The organism is Agrobacterium sp. 22-210-1, from assembly GCF_053522525.1.
In genome coordinates, this window is record NZ_JBNWCI010000005.1 from 158,957 (window position 1) to 179,364 (window position 20,408).

18 protein-coding genes and 1 pseudogene are annotated in these 20,408 nt (G+C 59.9%); 12 read left to right on the forward strand and 7 right to left on the reverse strand.

Annotated elements, in window-relative coordinates; translation table 11 throughout:
- Positions 1-44 precede the first annotated feature (44 nt).
- From ACQZ5F_RS24605 to recX, 5 genes are all read left to right on the forward strand, one after another.
- Entirely contained in the window at positions 45-1,508 is a 1,464-nt protein-coding gene (locus ACQZ5F_RS24605) for an ATP-binding cassette domain-containing protein (protein WP_225338021.1), read from the forward strand.
- The gene (locus tag ACQZ5F_RS24610; RefSeq protein ID WP_046801651.1) at positions 1,505-2,446 is read left to right on the forward strand and encodes an ABC transporter permease; all 942 of its coding nucleotides are present in this window, start codon (positions 1,505-1,507) and stop codon (positions 2,444-2,446) included. The genes ACQZ5F_RS24605 and ACQZ5F_RS24610 overlap by 4 nt, the downstream gene beginning before the upstream one ends.
- Positions 2,443-3,390, forward strand: a complete 948-nt coding sequence (locus tag ACQZ5F_RS24615; protein WP_225338020.1) for an ABC transporter permease — start codon at positions 2,443-2,445, stop codon at positions 3,388-3,390. Before ACQZ5F_RS24610 ends, ACQZ5F_RS24615 begins: the two co-directional genes overlap by 4 nt.
- 34 nt (positions 3,391-3,424) lie before the next feature.
- Positions 3,425-4,345 carry an SMP-30/gluconolactonase/LRE family protein gene (locus ACQZ5F_RS24620; protein ID WP_225338019.1) on the forward strand — a complete coding sequence of 307 codons (921 nt, stop codon included), beginning with the start codon at positions 3,425-3,427 and terminating at the stop codon, positions 4,343-4,345.
- 70 nt (positions 4,346-4,415) lie between these two features.
- Positions 4,416-5,006 carry a recombination regulator RecX gene (recX, locus tag ACQZ5F_RS24625; protein ID WP_225338018.1) on the forward strand — a complete coding sequence of 197 codons (591 nt, stop codon included), beginning with the start codon at positions 4,416-4,418 and terminating at the stop codon, positions 5,004-5,006.
- A 3-nt stretch (positions 5,007-5,009) separates the two neighbouring features.
- Here the strand turns inward: recX and ACQZ5F_RS24630 are convergent, their stop codons facing one another.
- The 6 genes and pseudogenes from ACQZ5F_RS24630 to ACQZ5F_RS24655 form a co-directional block, all read right to left on the reverse strand.
- Positions 5,010-5,405 carry a c-type cytochrome gene (locus tag ACQZ5F_RS24630; RefSeq protein WP_046801647.1) on the reverse strand — a complete coding sequence of 132 codons (396 nt, stop codon included), beginning with the start codon at positions 5,403-5,405 and terminating at the stop codon, positions 5,010-5,012.
- 97 nt (positions 5,406-5,502) lie between these two features.
- Positions 5,503-6,030: a DUF992 domain-containing protein gene (locus tag ACQZ5F_RS24635; protein WP_046801646.1), complete on the reverse strand. Its 528-nt coding sequence runs from the start codon at positions 6,028-6,030 to the stop codon at positions 5,503-5,505.
- A 248-nt stretch (positions 6,031-6,278) separates the two neighbouring features.
- The gene (locus ACQZ5F_RS24640) at positions 6,279-7,088 is read right to left on the reverse strand and encodes an ATP-binding cassette domain-containing protein (RefSeq protein ID WP_448731122.1); all 810 of its coding nucleotides are present in this window, start codon (positions 7,086-7,088) and stop codon (positions 6,279-6,281) included.
- Positions 7,089-7,118: 30 nt separating this feature from the next.
- The gene (gene fhuB / locus ACQZ5F_RS24645; RefSeq protein ID WP_225338016.1) at positions 7,119-9,086 is read right to left on the reverse strand and encodes a Fe(3+)-hydroxamate ABC transporter permease FhuB; all 1,968 of its coding nucleotides are present in this window, start codon (positions 9,084-9,086) and stop codon (positions 7,119-7,121) included.
- Positions 9,083-9,982 (reverse strand): iron-siderophore ABC transporter substrate-binding protein, encoded by a 900-nt coding sequence (locus tag ACQZ5F_RS24650; protein ID WP_225338015.1) that lies wholly within the window; start codon positions 9,980-9,982, stop codon positions 9,083-9,085. Before ACQZ5F_RS24650 ends, fhuB begins: the two co-directional genes overlap by 4 nt.
- A 28-nt stretch (positions 9,983-10,010) precedes the next feature.
- Positions 10,011-10,283: pseudogene (locus ACQZ5F_RS24655) on the reverse strand (TonB-dependent siderophore receptor); the annotation flags it as partial.
- A 157-nt stretch (positions 10,284-10,440) separates the two neighbouring features.
- Between ACQZ5F_RS24655 and ACQZ5F_RS24660 the strand changes: the two are divergent.
- The 3 genes from ACQZ5F_RS24660 (at position 10,441) to ACQZ5F_RS24670 (ending at position 14,219) form a co-directional block, all read left to right on the forward strand.
- On the forward strand, positions 10,441-12,108 hold the full coding sequence (locus ACQZ5F_RS24660) for a phosphoethanolamine transferase (protein ID WP_046801642.1): 1,668 nt from the start codon (positions 10,441-10,443) through the stop codon (positions 12,106-12,108).
- Between the two features lie 66 nt (positions 12,109-12,174).
- Entirely contained in the window at positions 12,175-12,828 is a 654-nt protein-coding gene (locus ACQZ5F_RS24665) for a response regulator transcription factor (protein WP_046801641.1), read from the forward strand.
- A gap of 53 nt (positions 12,829-12,881) precedes the next feature.
- Entirely contained in the window at positions 12,882-14,219 is a 1,338-nt protein-coding gene (locus tag ACQZ5F_RS24670; RefSeq protein ID WP_052819891.1) for a sensor histidine kinase, read from the forward strand.
- 60 nt (positions 14,220-14,279) lie between these two features.
- Here ACQZ5F_RS24670 and ACQZ5F_RS24675 read toward each other — a convergent pair whose 3' ends face one another.
- Positions 14,280-15,587 carry an MFS transporter gene (locus ACQZ5F_RS24675; RefSeq protein WP_448731134.1) on the reverse strand — a complete coding sequence of 436 codons (1,308 nt, stop codon included), beginning with the start codon at positions 15,585-15,587 and terminating at the stop codon, positions 14,280-14,282.
- Between the two features lie 293 nt (positions 15,588-15,880).
- Between ACQZ5F_RS24675 and ACQZ5F_RS24680 the strand changes: the two genes are divergently transcribed.
- The 4 genes from ACQZ5F_RS24680 (at position 15,881) to iolG (ending at position 20,193) form a co-directional block, all read left to right on the forward strand.
- Positions 15,881-16,996 carry an RHE_PE00001 family protein gene (locus tag ACQZ5F_RS24680; RefSeq protein ID WP_052819887.1) on the forward strand — a complete coding sequence of 372 codons (1,116 nt, stop codon included), beginning with the start codon at positions 15,881-15,883 and terminating at the stop codon, positions 16,994-16,996.
- 257 nt (positions 16,997-17,253) lie between these two features.
- Complete coding sequence (locus ACQZ5F_RS24685; protein ID WP_046801638.1) at positions 17,254-17,484, forward strand: helix-turn-helix domain-containing protein; 231 nt, start codon at positions 17,254-17,256, stop codon at positions 17,482-17,484.
- Positions 17,485-17,716: 232 nt separating this feature from the next.
- Positions 17,717-18,967 carry an adenylate/guanylate cyclase domain-containing protein gene (locus ACQZ5F_RS24690; RefSeq protein WP_225338014.1) on the forward strand — a complete coding sequence of 417 codons (1,251 nt, stop codon included), beginning with the start codon at positions 17,717-17,719 and terminating at the stop codon, positions 18,965-18,967.
- 233 nt (positions 18,968-19,200) lie between these two features.
- Entirely contained in the window at positions 19,201-20,193 is a 993-nt protein-coding gene (gene iolG / locus ACQZ5F_RS24695; protein WP_225338013.1) for an inositol 2-dehydrogenase, read from the forward strand.
- Positions 20,194-20,408: the final 215 nt, after the last annotated feature.

Below are 20,408 nucleotides of genomic sequence, written 5' to 3' on the forward strand. Positions count from 1 at the left end.
GCCAACACTTTTATCCGATTTTCAGATCACTGGCGTAATTGCTCATGAATGACATCATCGAGGCGGAAGAGGTCGTCGCCGCGCGCGGCGTGAAGGTCGTGTTCGGCGCGGTCAAGGCGCTGGACGGGGCCGATCTCATCATCCGTGCCGGGGAATGCCTCGGGCTCGTCGGCCATAACGGCGCGGGAAAATCCACCATCGTCAACGTTATCAATGGCGGGCTGACACCGCATGAGGGTTCCATTTCTTATCGAGGCGACCAGAACCGCCACGGTATCGCGGCCGCCCGTGCCAGTGGCGTGCGCTGTGTGTTTCAGGAGCTGTCGCTCTGCCCGAACCTCACGATCAGCGAAAACGTCCGCATCATGCATGCCGCAATCGGCGGCCGGAACTGGCGCAGCCGGGCACTGACGACGATCCGGCAGACCCTGGACGAGATATTTCCCGGCCATGGCATCGATTGTGAACTGACGATTTCCGAACTATCCATCGCCGAACGGCAGATGGTGGAAATCGCCATCAATTTCTGCCGCATTCCGCAGGCGCCGAGACTGGTGATCCTCGATGAACCGACGTCTTCGCTAGATGCCGGCCTTGCAGAGCAGCTGATGGAGTATGTCCGCCGTTTCGTGCGCGAGGGCGGCTCGGTGCTGCTGATCTCGCATATTCTCGGCGAAATTCTCTCCACCGCCACTCGTATCGTGGTGATGAAGGACGGCCGGGTGGTGGCCGACCGGAAGGCTGCGGAATTTACCACCCGCTCGCTGGTCGAAGCCATGGGCAGCGTCGTCAAGGAACAGGACAGGCGGCAGGGAGAAGGCCGCAAGGCAGGCGAAAAGGTGCTCTCCATGCCGGCGCGGCGCGGTGAAGGCCTCGCCTTCGAGGCCTTTCGCGGCGAGATCATCGGCCTTGCCGGCCTCGGCGGCCATGGCCAGACCGAAGCATTGCTCGATCTTTATCTCGCGCAGAACAGCAGCTGGCTGCCTTCGCGAAAGACCGATATCGCCTTCGTGGCGGGCGACCGCAGTCTGAACGGCACCTTCCCGCTCTGGAGCATCCTGAAGAACCTTTCCATCGCCTCGCTCAGGGATATTTCATCGGCAGGCATGGTGGACCGGACCAGGGAAACGGAACTTGGCGCACAGTGGAAACAGCGCATCGAAATCCGCACGCCTGATATGGGTAACAAGATCCTATCCCTCTCCGGCGGCAACCAGCAGAAAGTGCTTTTCGCCCGCGCGCTTGCCACCACCGCCAGCACCGTTTTGATGGACGACCCGATGCGTGGCGTCGATATCGGCACCAAACAGGAGGTCTATGACATCTTGAGAACCGAAGCCTCTCATGGCCGCACCTTCATCTGGTACTCCACCGAAATGGACGAAATCCGCCTTTGTGACCGGGTCTATGTCTTCCGCGACGGCGCCATTCAGGCGGAACTCGTCGGCGATGACATCACCGAGCAGAATGTGCTGGCCGCTTCCTTTGCCGGAGAAGACCACGCATGAAACTCTCCGCCAGCGCCCTTCGCCTCATCATTCCCGCCGCCTCGCTTGCCTTCCTGCTCGCCGCCGTCTTCTACATGCAACCGCGCGCCATGAGCTATAACGGCATGAACCTGCTGTTCAATCTGGCAGTGCCTATCGCACTTGCCACCATTGCCCAGATGCTGATCATGTCGGTCAACGATCTCGACCTGTCGATGGGCACCTTCGTCAGTTTCTGCGCCTGTGTCACCGCCACCTTCCTGCAGACGACACCGCTTCTCGGCATTGCGATCTTTGCCGGCGCGATTGCGGTTTATGCCGCACTCGGGGCCATCATCCATATCCGCGCCCTGCCCTCAATCGTCGTCACACTCGGCATGAGTTTCGTCTGGGGCGGTTTGGCCGTGCTCATCCTGCCCTCTCCCGGCGGCCAGGCGCCCGCCTTCATCCGGGCGCTGATGACAGCCAAACCGCCGCTGGTGCCGATCGCCATCGTCGCCAGCATCCTGATCGCGGTCGTTGCCCATTACATCGTCATGCGCTCCTCTTTCGGTGTGCTGATGCGCGGTGTCGGCGGCAATTTCCGCTCCGTCGAGCGTTCCGGCTGGTCGGTGGTCGGCATCCGCGCCGCCACCTTTGCGCTCGCCGGTTTCTTCGCGGTGCTGTCGGGCATCGCCCTTGTCGGACTGACGACCGCGGCCGACGCCAATATCGCCCTGCGTTACACGCTGCTGTCGATTGCCGGTGTCATTCTGGGCGGCGGCGAATTCGTCGGCGGAAGGGTTTCACCCGTCGGCGCTGTCATCGGCGCGCTGACGCTGACGCTTGCCGGCTCTTTCCTGTCCTTCATGCGCATTTCGCCGGACTGGCAGATCGGTGCGCAAGGCGCGATCCTGATCATCGTGCTGGCGCTGCGCATCCTGCTCAACCGTCTTGAAAAGCGGGAGAAAAACCAATGAACGGACTGTCATCCCTCTCGAAAAAACCATGGATCTGGTCGTTCGCCGCAACGGCTGCCGTGTGGATCGTCACCGTGCTCTTCACCGGCGGCGCAAGTTCCTTCGGGCTGTCGCATGCGGCGCTCACTTTCGCGGCCTTTTCCGTCATCGTCGGCATTGGCCAGATGTTCGTCATCACGCTCGGGCCGGGCAATATCGACCTCTGCGTTCCCGCAACAATGACGCTATCAGGCACGCTGGCGCTGAAATTCATGGATGTGTCCGACGGTCTCATCCTGCCGGGACTGCTGATCGCCATCCTGATTGGCATCACCATTGGCATCGGCAATTATGCGCTGATCAAGCTTCTGCGCATCCCGCCGATCATCGCGACGCTGTCGATGAGCTTCATCGTGCAATCCATCGCCATCTGGTCAAATCGCGGCCTGCGCATCAAGCCGCCGGAAACATTGGCGACTTTCGCCATCTCCAGCTCTTTCGGCATTCCGAACGTCGCACTCGTGGCGCTTCTCCTCTCGGTTATCGCATGGCTGCTGCTCGACCGTTCGTTTTACGGCCGCTGGATTTCCGCTATCGGCCAAAGCACCTTTGCCGCCCGCATGACCGGCATTCCGGTGGATGGCACCCGTTTCGTCACCTATGTCCTCTGCGCGGTGCTGGCGGCGATTGCCGGTTATCTGCTTGCCAGTTTTTCCGGCGGGGCGGCGCTCAACATGGGATCCGAATATCTGCTGATGTCGATTGCCGTCGTCGTCATCGGCGGCACGGCGGTGGCGGGTGGTGACTCCAACGTTCCCGGCATCTGGGGCGCCTCGCTCTTCATGTTCCTGGTGGTTTCGATGCTGAACACCTATGGTTTCGGCGCCGGCATCCGCCTCATCCTCACCGGCCTCATCATCATATCAGTCATTCTTCTGGCAAGTGGCCCCAAGGCCACGCGCTGACCCCAAACAACAAGCCCACAAGCGGACCACGCTCATGACCACAGACAACGCCTCCCCTTACGAAATCCACGATGACCGCTTCCGCCATCTGATCGTCGGTAATGCCGAGCTGGAAGAGCTTTATTCCGGCTGCCGCTGGGCCGAAGGGCCGGTATGGTTTGCCGATTTGAACTGCCTGCTGTTTAGCGACATTCCCAATCAGCGCATGCTGCGCTGGGTGCCGGATGGCGGTGTCTCGGTGTTCCGCCATCCCTCCAACTTCACCAATGGCAACACGCGCGACCGGCAGGGACGACTGGTTTCCTGCGAACATGGCGGCCGCCGCGTTACCCGTACCGAGGTCGACGGCTCGATCACCGTTCTCGCTGACAGCTTTGGCGGCAAGCGGCTCAATTCACCCAACGATGTGGTGGTGAAATCCGATGGCAGCATCTGGTTCACCGACCCCACTTACGGCATCCTCTCCGACTATGAGGGATACAAGGCCGAGCCGGAACAGAAGACGCGCAATGTCTACCGGCTCGATCCCGCAACAGGAGAGGTAACGGTCGCTATCGACGACTTCATGCAGCCGAACGGTCTTGCTTTTTCGCCCGATGAAACGAAGCTCTACGTTGCCGACAGTTCCTACAGCCATGATGTCACCCGCCCGCGTCATATCCGCGTCTTCGACGTGGTGGACGGCGCGAAGCTCGCCAACGGCCGGGAATTCTGCAACCTCGACAATGGCCTTCCGGACGGCTTCCGCCTGGATACGTCCGGCAATCTGTGGACCAGCGCCGGTGATGGCGTTCACTGCTTTGCGCCTGATGGCACGCTCATCGGCAAGATCAAGGTGCCGCAGACGGTTGCAAACCTCACCTTTGGCGGCCCGAAAAAGAACCGGCTGTTCATCACCGCAACGAAATCGCTCTATTCGGTATATGTGGCCGCAACCGGTGCGCAGACACCCTGAGACGCTGAAACCGTAAAATTCAGACCGCGAAGGAACTGGCAAGACGGCTTTGCCGCGTTATAAATGCGGCATGAGTGACGATTCCAGCCCCTTCCTGACTGATGACATGGAGTTCGACGGCGAAGCGCCGGCCGTTGAACCCACCAGCCGCATGCTGTCCTGGGCGCGCAATTCCGCCCTTTACCGGCTGGAACAGCGGATGATGACGGAAAAGCAGCTGCGCGACGCCATCATGCGCAAGGCGCGGGAAAAATTCCAGGAGATCAGCCCGGCGCAGGTGAAGGCACTCGGCGAATTTACCGTGACATTCGCTTATGGCATCAAGGCGCTTGATGATACGGCCTATGCGGAAATTGCTGTGCGGAGCGGCCAGCGCAGCGGCAAATCGAAACGTGGGCTGGCGCAGAAACTTCAGATCAAGGGCATAGCACGGGAAACGGCAACGGCCGCGTTGCAGGAGACCAACGATCTGGTCGCCGCCGTCATCTTCGCGCGCAAGCGCGCCTTCGGGCCGTTTCGCCGTGTCGAACTCGACGAGAAGCGCAAGGGCAAGGAGTTTTCCGCCTTCGCCCGCAATGGCTTCGGCTTCGAGATCGGCGCGAAGGTTATGGCGATGAGCTTTGAAGAGGCGGAAGAGATCGTCGCGGAAGCGCCGCTCTGACGATTATTGTGGCAGGGGATGCGTTTTCAGATAGGCGATCAGGTCCGTTATATCTGTTTCGCTCCACAGCCCGAAAAAACGCATCGCATTTCCCGGGATCGCCTTCTTCGGGCTGGCAATGAATTTCTGCAGTTCGTCTTCCGTCCAGACCCGGCCAGCCGCGCCGGCATCCTTTAGCGCCTGCGAATAATGGCCGTAATCGGCCACGGAAGCCATCGGCCTGCCGACCACACCCATCAGATGCGGACCCATGCGGGTGCGCGGCGTATCGGCACTGTGACAGGTGGAACAGCGGCTGAAAACTTTTTCCCCATGAGCCGCATCGCCTTCGGCAAAGGCGCTCACCGCGACGAGGGAAAATACGGTCGCTGCCGCAATATGTCTGAATATGGAAATCATGCCCCGGATAATACAACGCCCTCCCCGTCTGACAACGAAGAGGGCGTTTTTTGACATGCGACAGAATGCCCGGTCAAAGCACCGGGCGCTTCGCCGATCAGTTCATGGCCGTCAGCGTAACCGAGGTGCCGGTGGCAGCAAGGTTGAGACCAACCTGACCCGTCACGCTGACCGTCTGCAGCTGGATGGAACCGGAGGTGCCGCCAACGAGGATGTTGGTGCCAACGCCGAGACCAACGGTGACTTCAGCCGTTGCGCCCTGATAAAGGCCGCCGAGCGAACCACGGTGGTAACCGGCGGTCGGAGCGAAAACGGCCCAGACCAGACGGCCCTGCGTGGTGAAGCCGAGGTCAACGCCCATCTTGCGGATGGCGCCGGTGTAATGGTCGGTGCGGCGTGCGCCCATCGTGGACTGGAAGGTGCAGTCCAGTTCCTTGGCGGAACCGAGAACATAACCGACACCACCGCCGATATCGCAGCTCAGATAACCGATCTTGACGCCGTTGCGGTCGTCCTGCTCCTGCGGAGCGGATTCGTATCTCGCAAGGTCGGCAGCCAGTGCGGATGCAGCCCCACCGAGGCCCATCGTCAATGCGGCAAAAGTTACGGCAACAGCCTTTTTCATCTTATTTTCTCCTGTTTTAGTCCTACCCGCAGCAGCCCTTCTTGCCCTCTCCGGATATTGAATTCCGCACTGTTAACGTTTGTTCCCTGAAATCGATCCAAAACAACTTAATTGGATGCAAGGAAAGCAAAGCGGTTAACAATGTCTAATGGCGGTAGGGTGCCATTAAGACATTGTTAGGGCGGAAAATGCGTTGAAAATTACTGTCAACAACAAGCGCTTTCAGGCGTTGTTTTGCTGCAACAAACTCAAAGCGGCAGCGCGACGGGCAAGCCGGTGGCGGCATGCGTCATGACATCCATGCGCACCCCATAGATCCGCTCCAGCACCTCTGGCGTCATGATCTCCTGCGGGGTTCCTCTTTCAATCAGATTACCGGAATGCAGGGCGACGATCTCGTCGCAGAAGCGTGCCGCCATGTTGACATCGTGCAGCACCACGATGACGCCAAGACCCTTTTCGCGTGACAATCTCTGCACCAGCGACAACACTTCGATCTGATGTGCGAGATCAAGCGCCGATATCGGTTCGTCCAGCAGCAGGCTTTCGGCATTCTGGGCCACCAGCATGGCAAGCCATACGCGCTGACGCTCGCCACCGGAGAGCGTGTCCACCAGCCGGTCGCGGAACGCCACGGTGTCGGTCAGCTCGATGGCCTCGTCCACCTTCTCCTGATCCGCCTTGGTGAACTGGCCGAGCGCGCCATGCCAGGGATAACGACCGAGCGCCACCAGTTCCTTGGCGAGCATGCCGGAGGCGGCCGGCGTATATTGCGGCAGATAGGCGAGCTTCCGCGCAAATTCCCGGTTACCCCAGGCACCCAACGCCTTTCCCTCAAACGACACTTTACCCGCTGTTGGCTCCTGAATCCGCGCGAGAATCTTGAGCAGCGTCGATTTTCCCGAACCATTGTGACCGATCAGGCCGATGGTCTTGCCGGTCGCAAAACTTGCTGTCAGCGGCTGCAGCAATGTTCGGCCGGGTACCTCCATCGTTACCCCATCCAATGAAAAAAGCGGGGTATCGTCGTAGCCAGCGGCAAATGCTGCCTCACCCATGGTTTTTATCTCCGTAAATGCTCAGACACATCATTGGCGCCTGCCTGACAGCCAGATCAGGTAGGGCGCACCGGCCAGAGCCGCAAAAAGCCCGAGCGGCAATTCATAGGGAAAGGTGACCGTTCGCGCCCCGAGATCGGAAAGCGCCATCAGTACCGCTCCGAACAGGAAAGAAGCGAACAGATGGTCGCGCGGCGTGGTGAAGCCGGCGCGAAGTGCGATATGCGGCGCCATCAACCCGACGAAGCTCAGGGGACCGACAAGCAGCGATGCAGCACCAGTGGCGATGCCGGCCACCGCAATGACAGCAATGCGCGCGAGACTGAGCGGCAGCCCGAGGGAAATCGGCACATCCCGGCCAAGCGGCAGGATCGTCAGCCAGCGCGTCACCGACAGCGCAGCTGAAAGAAGAACGACGGAAAGCACCGCAAGAAATATCGCCGAAGCCGGTGTTGCAGTCGAACCGGAACCGCTGAGCCAGGCAAGAATCTGCCAGGCACGCTGGTCGCCAATGGCAAGCAGGGCCGAAAGCACGGCCGAGCAGAGAGAACTGACGGCAATGCCCGCAAGCAGTATTTTTTCAGGCGCCAGATACCGGCGCACCGCAAAGATCAGCACGAGAGTCATGACCGCCGCCGAGCCGATGCCGGCACCCGCGAACAGTTCAAAGAGGCCAGCCGCCGGAAAAATCGTGATGGCAGCGGCAAAACCAAGGCCTGCGCCGCCGCTGACGCCGATCACCTCCGGGCTTGCCATGGGATTGCCGGTCAGCCGCTGGAGAAGCGCGCCCGCCATGGCCAGAAGACCGCCGGCGGCCATGGCCGCCACCAGCCGCGGCCAGCGGAAGGGTAGAAGGCTTTGCAGATCACCGGCACCCAGCAGTGTCCAGCCATCTGGGCCTTTGCCGATGGCAAGCGCTGCAAAGATCAGCACGGCCATGATCACAAGCACTGGCAGCAGCGTAGCAAGCCGGCGTCTTGCCGCAACGTCGCCGCCCTGGCTGCGATGGACGTCCGTCGGCCGGATTTTCGGCAACAGCCACAAAAGCAGCGGCCCACCGATCAGCGCCGTCACCGCGCCTGTTGGGAAAACTTCGGCCGTCGTGCTCGCCAGAAGCTGAACGAGACCATCACAGAACCAGAGCAGCAGCCCGCCCAGCAGTGGGGAAACCAGGAGCACGGAGGAAGACCGCCGCACGCCGAGCGCCCGGGTGAGCGCCGGTGCGGCAAGGCCGATGAAGCTGACGAGGCCGACCGCTGCAGCAACGAAGGCAGCCAGCGCGACCGCAACGGCCGCAACCGCCAGCCTGATCGAAAACAGCGATACGCCGAGCGATCGCGCGCCGGCATCGCCAAGACCGAGAACCGTCAATGGCCTTATCAGCAAACCGGTCAGCACAAGGCCGGCGAGGAGCTGGAAGGCGAGAGAAAAGGCATTCGACCAGTCCTGCTGGCTGAGCGAGCCGCCGTTCCAGACGACAAGCGACATCAGATATTCGCCCTGCGCCAGCGTCAGCGCCGCAGAAACGGAGGCGGCGGTTATGCCGACGAGAAGTCCTGATACCACCATAGTCACCGGCTCGAAGGACCGTCGCCAGCCGAGAAGAAAGACAATGCCGGCGGCAGCGGCAGCGCCAGTGAGGGCCACGAAGGCGCGATTGCCATCCAGCACCGCGGGAAAGAACAGGGTAGCGATGACGATAGCCAGCTGCGCGCCAGCGGAAATGCCGAGCGTCGAGGGGTCGGCAATCGGATTGCGCAACAATTGCTGGAACAATGCGCCCGACAGGCCGAGCATCGCGCCCGCCAGAATGGCGACAGCTGCGCGCGGCATCAGACTGAAGGCGAAAATCACCTGATCCATCGACAGATTGGCGGCATCGAACGGCAGGCCGGGCCATGCGCCGAAAGGCAGCCGCTGCAGGCCGGCATGCAGAGAAAGCCCGCAGGCCAGAACGAACAGAAGCCCGAAGAAAAGCTGGAGAGGCCGCGCGGTCACAGAGCTTCTCCCTGCGCCGCCAGCGCCTCGGTCAGAAGCCGTGCAAAACGCATACCGGCGGTGATGCCGCCATAGGGACCAACATTGCCGAGCGTGACCACCCGGTTTTCCCGCACGGCCGGAAGGGCCCGCCAGATGGCGCTGTTGCGCAGGCTCTCACGGGCCTCCACCGGAATATCGGAGACGATGACGATGCGCGCCTCCGGCGAAGCGGCGAGATTTTCGAGCGGCACCGGTGCCGCGAAGGTGAATTGCGAGCGATCCACCCAGGCATTGGAAAGCCCCAGGCGGCCAAGCACATCCCCGAACATGCTATCAGCACCAAAAGCGCGAAAATGCCGGGCGTCGCCGATGTTGATCACATAGGTCGGCCGCGCCACACAACCGGCAAGGCGGGTCCGCATGGCTTGCAGCGCCGCTTCCGTTTCGTCCAGCACCCTGCGCGCCTCGTCTGCCCTGCCGAGCTTCTCGCCAAGGGCGGAGACCGCCGCCAGCGCCTTTGCGAAAGGCGGCTCGCCCTTCACGTAGAAGGGCAGCGAGAAGACCGGCGCAATCGCTTCCAGCCTGCCGGTGTAGCGCGTGTAGAAAGGCGAAATCAGGATGAGATCCGGCCGGGTCAATTGCAGAAGCTCGAAATTCGGCGCGCCGCGCAGACCGAGATCAACGACGCTTTCAGGGATTTCCGGCTCAACCGCACCGGCCCTGAACTGGATCAGCTCGGTTGCCGCCACCGGCATGACGCCGAGCGCCACGGAGGTTTCGAGCATGGCCCAGTCGATTGCGGCGATGCGCGGGGTTGCGGCCACCGCCTTGCCGGCAAAGGCAGACGCGGCGAGCAGGCCTAAAAATTCCCGCCGCCCCCAAAGGGGGGACATCCATCGATCCTTGCGCGTCATGCCCCTGCTGCTTCACTTGATAATGGCGTCACCAACGATAGGTCAGCTTGCCCATGACCGTTCTTCCGTCACCGTAATAGCATCCGAAAGTGGAGCAACTAGAAATATATTCTTTATCAGTCAAGTTTTGCACGAGGAGCGAAGCGCGATAACCGTTCTTCTCGTCATGCACACCGAGATCGAGCAGGGCGAGACCCTTCATCTCGAAGGTATTGGCGGCATCGCCATAGCGCTTTCCGACATAACGGACGCCGCCGCCGATCCCGAGGCCTTCAAGCGCCGTATCCTCCGCGAAGGTGTAGCTTCTCCGGCCGTGAGAGCCTTCATATGACACTTTCATGACAAAGCTTTCAGGTTGATGTCAGCTAAATAACGCATCCGCCATCAATCGGCCCATGCGGCAGCGTGAACAGGGCGTTTTGCTCGTTTTCCGCCACCGCCGGCATATTTAAAAACTGGTGGACCTGGCATTGGCTCTTTTTACCGCGAAAGCGACGGGATTTGAATCGTATCGTCCGGAAATCGGCAGCGTGCCGCTCAGCCTGCTGACGGCGGCCTATCTGCTGTTTTTCATGAACCAGACATTCTGGTCGAAGGTTCACACCTATCTTTCCGCTTATCCGGTTGCCATCGTTGCGCTTTATGTCGCCATGGCGGCGCTTTTCGGCGCCCTCATCACCATTTTTTCCGCCAAATATCTCATCAAGCCGTTTCTGGTCTTCGTCATATTTGCGGCCGCCGCCGCCTCCTGGTTCATGGACCGTTACGGCGTCGTCATCGACAGCGACATGATCCGCAACGCCATGGAAACCACGCAGGCGGAAGCGGGCAATCTGATCACCCCCGGCTTTGTCTGGCACATGGCGATTTACGGACTGGTACCGTCTATCGTCATCGCCGCCATCCGCGTTCGGCATCGGCCTATCCTCGACAAGCTTTTGTGGAACACCATCAGCATCCTGGTGTGCCTCGGCATCGTCGGCATCATCAGTTTTGCGAATTCAAAGACATTCACGACTGCCATCCGTCAGCACAAGGATATCGTCAAAAGCGTCAACCCGTTGTCGCCGATGATGTCCGCCGTCCATTATTTCACGCAGGCCGGCCAGGAAGCCGAAATACAGGTCAGCCCAATCGGTAAGGACGCTAAGGTTCTTCCCGCAGCTGGAGGTGTCCATAAGCCGCGCATCACCGTCATCGTTGCGGGTGAGACCGCTCGCGCCGCGAATTTTTCCCTGAACGGCTATGGGCGCGACACCAATCCGGAACTGGCCAAGCGCGACGTGATCTATTTCCCCAACACGACCAGCTGCGGCACCGCGACGGCGATGTCCATTCCCTGCATGTTCTCGAAATTCCCCCGTTCGCAATATAGCCATAGCAAGGCACTCGCGAATGAAAACGTCATGGACGTCCTCGTCCACGCCGGTGTCAGTGCGACATGGCTGGACAACAACACCGGCAGCAAGAATGTCGCCGACCGTATCCCCTATTTCGACCTGCCCTCCACGAATGACAGCCGCTTCTGCACCGGCGGAGAATGCCGCGACGATATCTTCTTCGACAAGCTCGACGCCTGGCTCAACAACGTCACGAAGGATAGCGTCATCGTGCTGCACCAGATGGGTAGCCACGGACCGACCTATTATCTGCGTTATACCGACGAATTCCGCAAATTCACCCCGGATTGCCGCACCGCCGAGCTTGGCAATTGCAGCGATGCCGAGATCGTCAATTCCTATGACAACACGCTTCTCTACACCGACCATTTCCTCTCGACCGTGATCGACAAGCTGAAAGCACGCTCCGACAAGCTGGCAACCGGCATGATCTATGCGTCTGACCACGGCGAATCGCTTGGCGAGAACGGCGTCTACCTGCATGGCGCACCCTACCTGCTCGCCCCCGACCAGCAGACCCATGTGCCGTTTCTCGTCTGGTTCGACGATGACTTCGCCAAATCCATGGGGCTCAACCGGGCCTGCCTTGCAAAAAGTGCCGCAGAGGGTGGACGCTCCCACGACAATTATTTCCACAGCATCCTTGGCATGATGAATGTCTCCACTTCCGTCTACGATCCCTCGCTGGATGTGTTTGGCGGCTGCACCCAGCGCCAGAACAGCTAAACAGACAGTGCTTGACGCTTATCCCGTGAAAGCGATACGCAGGACGACGCGATAAAGGGAGCTGTCTTGCGGGTTCTGCTTGTTGAAGACGATCATGTGCTTGGAGAAGCGTTGCGGGACCATGTCGCAGCGGCCGGCCATGCTGTTGACTGGTTCAAGACACTGGGCGATGCCATGGCGGCAACGCTGACCATGGCCTATGGCCTGATCCTGCTCGACATGCGCCTGCCGGATGGCGAAGGCATCACCCTTCTGCAAGCGCTGCGCAAGCGCGACGACGCCACGCCGGTGATCATCCTGACGGCACATGATCAGGTTTCCGACCGGATTGCCGGGCTGAATGCCGGGGCGGACGACTATCTGGTCAAGCCTTTCGACCTCGATGAGCTTTCGGCGCGCATGCTGGCGGTCTCGCGCCGTTACGAGGGTCGCTCGGCGCCCGTCATCCGCCTGCCCGGCATCGAGATCAACCAGGTGGCGCGCAATATCACGGTCGATGGAACGGCCCAGACACTCAGCGCCCGCGAATGGGCCGTGCTGGAAAAGCTGGTCGAACATCCCGGCGCCGTCGTCTCGAAAGCCCAGCTGCACGATACGCTTTACGAATTCGGTGCGGAAATAGAAAGCAACACGGTCGAGGTCTATATCAGCCGGCTGCGCAAGAAAATCGGCCATGACCGCGTCGAGACCGTGCGCGGCGTCGGCTACACGATCAAGTGAGCCAGACGGCAGAAAGGCCAGACGGCAAGCAAGCAAATAAGAAGCAGGCAGAAATGGCCAGACCGACCAGCATGACCCGCAAGCTCGTGACGGCGTTGACCAGCGTCGTCGCCATATCCTGGCTCCTCGCCTGCGGGCTGGGCGTCATGGTGATGCAGGACGAATTTGCCGAGATTTTCGATGCCGGCGTGCAGGAGACCGCCGAAAGGCTGCTGCCGCTTCTGGCCGACGATCTCAGGGAAAACAACACGGCCCCCGCCTCCCGCAAGCTCAACCCTTCGGCGGAAGGCGCGGAATATCTGACCTATCAGGTGCGCGACCGCGAAGGACAGGTCGTTCTGCATTCGCATGACAGCTCGACGGAGCCTTTCGAAGTCTCACTCGACCCCGGTTTTTCTGAAACAGCGACGCAGCGCATCTACACGGCTGTAACGCCGGACGGTAATTATTTCCTGCAGGTCGCCGATGCCTTCGCCAACCGGCGCGAGGCGATCGAGGAAGCGGGCAGCGCGCTGCTTTTGCCCGTACTCATCCTCATTCCCGCCAGCATCTTCGCCGTCATCGTGGTGGTGCGCAGGACCCTGCAACCGATACAGACCCTGCGCGACGAGATCGGCAAAAAGGATGGCGGCAATCTTGCGCCGCTCGAAACACAGCCTTTTCCCGGTGAACTGCATCCCATCGCCCGTTCGGTCAATCTGCTGCTTGGGCGGCTGCGATCGGCAATCGAGGCGGAGCGGGAATTCACCGCCAACAGCGCCCACGAATTGCGCACGCCAATTGCCGGCGCGCTGGCGCAGGCGCAGCGGCTGCATGCCGATATTCCACCCGAACTTGCGCCGCGCGTCGAGAATATCGAAAAATCCCTGCAACACCTTGGCCATCTCGCCGAAAAGCTGCTGCAGATGTCGCGGGCCGAAGCAAGGATCGGCGTGACCGATACGGCGAATGACGTCATCCCCATTCTCGAACTCGTCATCGATGACATGGTGAGAACGGCGATAGGCAAGTCCCGCATCCGCTTCACCAATCACTGTGAGGACGGCCTGCCCTGCAGGATAGGCGCGGACGCCTTCGGCATCATCGTTCGAAACCTCCTCGAAAATGCCCTGATCCACAGCCCGGCGGGAAGCCCGGTGCAGATTTTCGCCGAACAGGACGGCACGGTCCGCATCATCAATTCCGGACCGGCAATCGACAGGGCACTGTTGCCCAAACTGACGACCCGTTTTGCCCGAGGGCCGACCAAGGCGGATGGCACCGGACTTGGCCTTGCGATCGTCAAAAGCCTGGTGGAGCAGACCGGCGGCGAATTGCTGCTTTCTTCACCGGCACCCGGCCGGCAAGACGGCTTCGAGGCCCGTGTGGTTCTTCCCGTCGAAATTGCCTGAAGGTACTGAAAGCAAAAGCCCCGTCAGAAGGACGGGGCTTTTGTCGTCTGGATGTATCGCTCAATCCTCGTGGATATGGCTGTGATCGCGCGTGTCGCGCATCTTCACATAGACCACCAGCGACAGTGCAATCATGATCGTCACATACCAGAAGAACCAGTTTTCATGGCCGATCTGCTTGAACTTCAAAGCCACGAACTCTGCCGTTCCACCAAAAATGGTGTTCGCCAGCGCATAGGGCAGCGCCACGCCGAGCGCACGGATATGGGCCGGGAACATTTCCGCCTTCACCACCGCATTGATGGAGGTGTAGCCGGTAACGATCAGCAGGCCGACCAGAACGAGGGCGAAAGCCATGATCGGATCGGTCGTCGTCGCCAGCGTGGTGAAGATGACGTAGGTAAACAGCGTGCCGAGAATGCCAAAGCCCACCATCAGCGGTTTGCGGCCGACCTTATCGGACAGCGCACCGGCAAGCGGCTGGCACAGCATGAAGACGAAGAGCGCCGCCGTGGTAATTTCGGTCGCACTTTCCTTACTGAAACCCGAGGTGTTGACGAGGAATTTCTGCAGATAGGTCGTGTAAGCGTAGAAGGCGAGCGTGCCGCCTGATGTCAGCGCCATGACCATCAGCGCTTCCCGCGGATAGTGCTTGAACAGCGCCCATCCGCTGGATCTCGGCTTGTCGGCATCACCACCGGCCTTGGCATTTTCGAAGGACTGCGTTTCGGCAAGGCCACGACGGATATAAAACACCGCAATCGCCAGAATGCCGCCAATGAAGAAGGGAATACGCCAACCCCAGTCGCCAAGCTGTGCCGGCGTCAGCACCCGCTGCAGCACCAGAAGCACCGCCAGCGCCAGAAGCTGACCGGAGATCAGCGTTACATACTGGAAGCTCGAGAAGAAGCCGCGACGGCTCTTGCCGGCCATTTCACTGAGATAGGTAGCGCTGGCGCCATATTCACCGCCAACGCTGATGCCCTGCAGAAGGCGGGCGAAAACCAGAATGGCAGGTGCGGCGATGCCGATCGTCTCATGGCCAGGCGTAATCGCGATCAACAGGGAACCAAGACACATCAGCGTAACGGACAAGGTCAGGCCGGCCTTGCGGCCCTTGCGGTCGGCATAGGTGCCCATGAACCAGGCCCCGATCGGCCGCATCAGAAATCCGACGGCAAAAACGGCGGCTGCGCTCAAGAGTTCGGCGGTCTGGTTTCCGGAAGGGAAGAACACCGGTGCGAAATAAAGGGTGAAGGCCGAATACACATACCAGTCGTACCATTCAACGAGATTGCCCGCCGATCCGCCGATAATGGATTTCAAACGGGTTTTCTGATCCGGCGCGGTGGCGGGACCATTTGCCATAATATTCACGGGTTGACTCCAATTCATCTTCGTCTGGAGATGGAAGGGCGAACGGAAGGTGTGATAATTTGTCGCTCTTGGCGGGGGTATATACCCGTCATGTTGCAATGCGCAAGCTTATGCTGCATCGCAACAATGCGGTAGAAGCGTCAGAAGTGACCTGCATCGCAGGGAATCCCGGCCCTCCATACCGGTCCGCGCAGTAGGATCTTCGGTGATGATACCGGCAAAAGTGAAACCGGGCCATTGCAATCCGTCTTGTAAGCCGCGCGCGCTCAAACTAAAAAATATCAATGATTTATGATATATCGGACATCCAGATCGAAAAGCTTCTCATCGCCGCCGCCCGTGCGGGCGAAGCGCTGGCCCGGCTGGATGAACGGATCAGCCGCTCACCGATGAAACACGGCTTCATCGAAAGGCAGGATTTCACCGACGCGATTTCCTCCATGTGGGTCGACGGCGAACTCGTCCATATGGAAGATCTGGTCCTGCATGACGCTCATATGGACGTGCGCGCGCCCACCCACGAAATGACGGCGGCGCACCGAATCTTGCGGTCAAGGCGGCTGATCTTTTCCAATGCCGCCGGCTGGGCCCTCACCGCCCCCGGCCTTTCCAGATTACGAGGCAGAGCCACACTTGCAGCCGACGAGGTGTCACTTCCCAGGGAAACCGGGGATCATGCCCGCAGCGACGAGAGCGGCACGGCTGGGGAAGCGCTGCTGGACGGGGCTTTTTCCGAACTGGATGCGCTGCTGGCGCGAAGCTCCGCGACACTTGAGGCGATTACCGCCGGTAACATGCCCACGCCCATGAACCAGCGGCAGGAAGGCCATCCGATCATCAATGAGCCTGACTGGGACGAGGACGAACGGCTGAAAGAATGGCTGGAACTGCACGCAAGGACGGCGGAACTGCCGGCCATCCTTCGCACCGCCATTCTGCTCGACGCCTGGAACATGATCGAGGTGTTGCAGCGCAGCCCCTGGCTCGGCCGGCTTCTGGCCGCCGCCTTTCTGCGTGAGGGGGCCGTGACGCCCGATCACCTGCCGGCACTGAGCACTGGCCTTCGCGCCGTTCCGCGCGAGCGCCGACACGCCAGAAACCAGACACAGCGGCTGCTCGCCCTTCTGGACAGTTTTTACGAGGCGGCGCAGACCAGTTTGAAAGAACATGACCGGCTGACCCACGCGCGGGATCGCATGATGCGCAAGCTGACCGGCCGGCGCTCATCCTCACGTTTGCCGGAACTGGTGGAGCTGGTGGTTTCCCGGCCGGTGGTTTCGGCGGCGATGATCGTCAAGGAACTCGGCACCACGCCCCAGGGCGCAATCGGGCTCGCCAATCAGCTGGAATTGCGTGAAGTTACGGGTCGCGGCCGTTTTCGCGCCTGGGGCATGCTTTAAGCGTGGCATTCTGAAATGTGGCCTGCCCGAAACTGGAAAATTGCCTGTCGTCCGGCTGTTTCCACCACTAAAAATGCCGCAGCAATGCGGCGATCACGAATCTTAACAAAATTTAACTATTGCGTAGGTGGGCGAAGCGTCTATGTTCCTCGCTGCGTTGCAGCACGATTTCTTCTCCGGCAACGCGGTCGCATTCGGCCCCGGCAACTTTTCTTTGCCGCCCGCATTTAAGTGTCCATCATCAGGGAGATGCAATAATGACAATTTCAGTCTCAGAACTTAATTCCGATCACGAAACCGATGCTCCTTTTGCCAAAAAGGTCCTGACCGCGCGCACGCTCGCCGGCTATACGGTCGAACAGCTTGCCGTCACCTGCGGCCTCACCACCACCGAAATCCACGCACTGGAAGACGGCACCGACAGCGATCCATCGCGTATCAGACGCGTTGCCGCCGCCCTGCATATTCCTGTCGAAACCGTTATCTGATCGCCCGTAGCGATCACGAAAAATCTCAGCGCCGCCGGGGACGATGTTCAAGAGAACATCCGGGCGGCGCGCGTGGCCTGAGGCCGCCAATATCTTCCGGAATATTTTCCGAAGCCCTCTCTTAACATTTTCGTTATCCGGCACCACATGGGGTTCACGAGCGACCATGGTCGATGAAGTTCGACATGTGCCCTGCCCGTGCGAGAGCAGCAACAACCTCCGGAATCCTGCCATGACACTCAGCCTTAACACCGAAGAACGGGTTTCTTCAGCATTGGATGAATTGTGGCCGGCAGAGAAGACCGAAATTCTCGACTGGCTCGTCACCGGCACCAAGGACGAGCGGTTTATCGACGAGATATTCGTGGAGCTTTGCAGCAGACTGCGGGAGAGCGGAATCTCCATCGCAAGGGGCGTTCTCGCTTTTCGCATCCGCCACCCGCAATGGCTTGGCGCTCGGATACTGTGGAAAGCCGGTATGCCCACAGCCGAAATCGCCACCTATGGTTACGGCTCGGAGAGTACGCCCGAATATCTCAACAGTCCCATCAACGACATCCATCAGGGTGCGACGGAAGTCCGCCACCGCCTGAACGGCGATGACGTCGATGAACCCGGTTATACGATCTATGAAGAGCTGCGGGCCGAAGGGCTGACGGATTATTGCGCCTGGCCGATCGAACACACTTTTGGAAAGCGCCATGTCGCGACATTCTCCAGCGACCAGCCAGGCGGGTTTTCCGACAGCGAAATCGCCGCCCTGAAAAACCTGCTGCCGGCTTTGGCGCTGGTCAGCGAAATACGCCTCAAAAACCGCATGACACGCACCCTTCTGGAAACCTACGTGGGTCCGCATGCGGGCGAAAAAATTCTCAACGGCGCCACGACACGCGGTAGCGGCATAACGGTGGGCGCGGCGATCCTGATCTGCGACCTGCGCAATTTCACCCATATCTCCGACCTTTGGCCGCGCGATGACGTGATCGAGCTCCTGAACGGCTATTTCGACGCCATGTGCGACCCCATCGAGGAATTCGGTGGCGAGATCCTGAAATTCATGGGTGATGGGCTGCTGGCGATTTTTCCGCTGAGCGATCCGCAGGCCTGCGAAAACCTGCTGAAAGCCATCGCCAGCGCGCAAAAGGGTCTCGTCGCCCTCAATGAAATCAATTGCCAGAAAGGCCACGATCCCCTGGGTTACGGCATCGGCGTGCATGTTGGCGATGTCATGTATGGCAATATCGGCTCCAAAACCCGCCTCGATTTCACCGTCATCGGCCCCGCTGTCAACATCGCCTCGCGGCTTGAAACGCTGACCAAGGAAACCGGCCGCAACGTGCTGTTTTCCGAGGAATTCGTCCGTATGGCCGGAAATGGGGACAGGCTGGAAAATCTGGGTCCATGGCTGCTTCGCGGCCTTGAAACCCCGGTCGAGGTCTATGCGCTTCCCCAGAATGCCGTGCAGATGCCCTCCACCAGCTGACGCCCGGCGGCGTTTGGGCCTTGGCTCAGCGCGCCATTTGTCATGATCAGCAACCACATCGCGTGACCTCCAAGGACGAATGATTTCGGCCTTGCCTGCCGCTGTCAAAACGCTTGACACGCCCCCGATGTCGATCTAGCAAAATGGAACATATATTCCATATCGAAACATTGTTTGTATTCATATTCTGTCCCTCCGGGAGTGAGGGACGAATGTGAGGAACCGGAGGAAAGATGGTTACGAAATTGGCACTGCTCGGCGCTGGACGGATCGGCAAGGTCCACGCCAAGGCGATCACCACCGACAGCCGTGCGAAGCTGGTGGCTGTTGTGGACGCCATGGCCGGCGCTGCGGAGGCAATTGCCCGCGAAGCGCAGTGCAAGGTCAGCACGATCGACGAGGTTCTGGCCGACAAGACGATCGACGCCGTCATCATCTGCACACCAACCAACACCCATGCCGATCTGATTGAGCGTTTCGCCCGCGCCGGCAAGGCCATCTTCTGCGAAAAGCCCGTTGATCTCGATGTTGCCCGCGCGGAAGCCTGCGCCAAGGTGGTGGAAGAAACCAGCGCAAAGGTGATGCTCGGTTTCAACCGCCGTTTCGATCCGCATTTTCAGGCCGTACATAAGGCAATCGAGGATGGCCGCATCGGCAAGGTGGAAATGGTCACCATCACCAGCCGCGATCCCGGCCCGCCACCGGCTGAATATATCAAGGTATCCGGCGGCATCTTCCGCGACATGACCATTCATGATTTCGACATGGCCCGCTTCCTGCTGGGCGAAGAAGTGGACAGCGTGTTCGCCACCGGTTCGGTTCTCGTCAATCCGGAAATCGGCGCGCTTGGTGACTTCGACAGCGCCAGCATCATTCTGACGACGAAAAGCGGCAGGCAGGCGGTGATTTCGAATTCGCGCCGCGCGACCTATGGTTACGACCAGCGTATTGAAGTGCATGGTTCTCTCGGTTCGGCAGCGGCCGAAAACCAGCGTCCGGTCTCCATCGAGATCGCCAATGCCGACGGTTATACCCGCCCGCCGCTGCATGATTTCTTCATGACGCGTTACACGGCGGCCTATGCGGCGGAAATCACCGCTTTCATCGACAGCATCGAAAACAATGTCGCACCCTCGCCTTCCATCAAGGACGGGCTGATTGCGCTGAAACTGGCCGACGCCGCGCTGAAATCCGCGACCTCCAAGACGGCCGTGACAATCGGCTGAAGCCGATCTCATCTTCACCCTCGGGTTTGACCCGGGGGTGAGTGTTCCGGCTGTTTTTTTGAGAAAAGCCGATTATTCCGCACCCGTCCGAACGCTTGTTGCCTATCAAAAAGGCAGTCGCTGGACTTGCATAGCTGCTATTCGGAAAATAAGGTTGTCTGACAAGGTGCGGCCGTAACATATGGCTGTTACCCATCTCATTCACGCCGAATCCT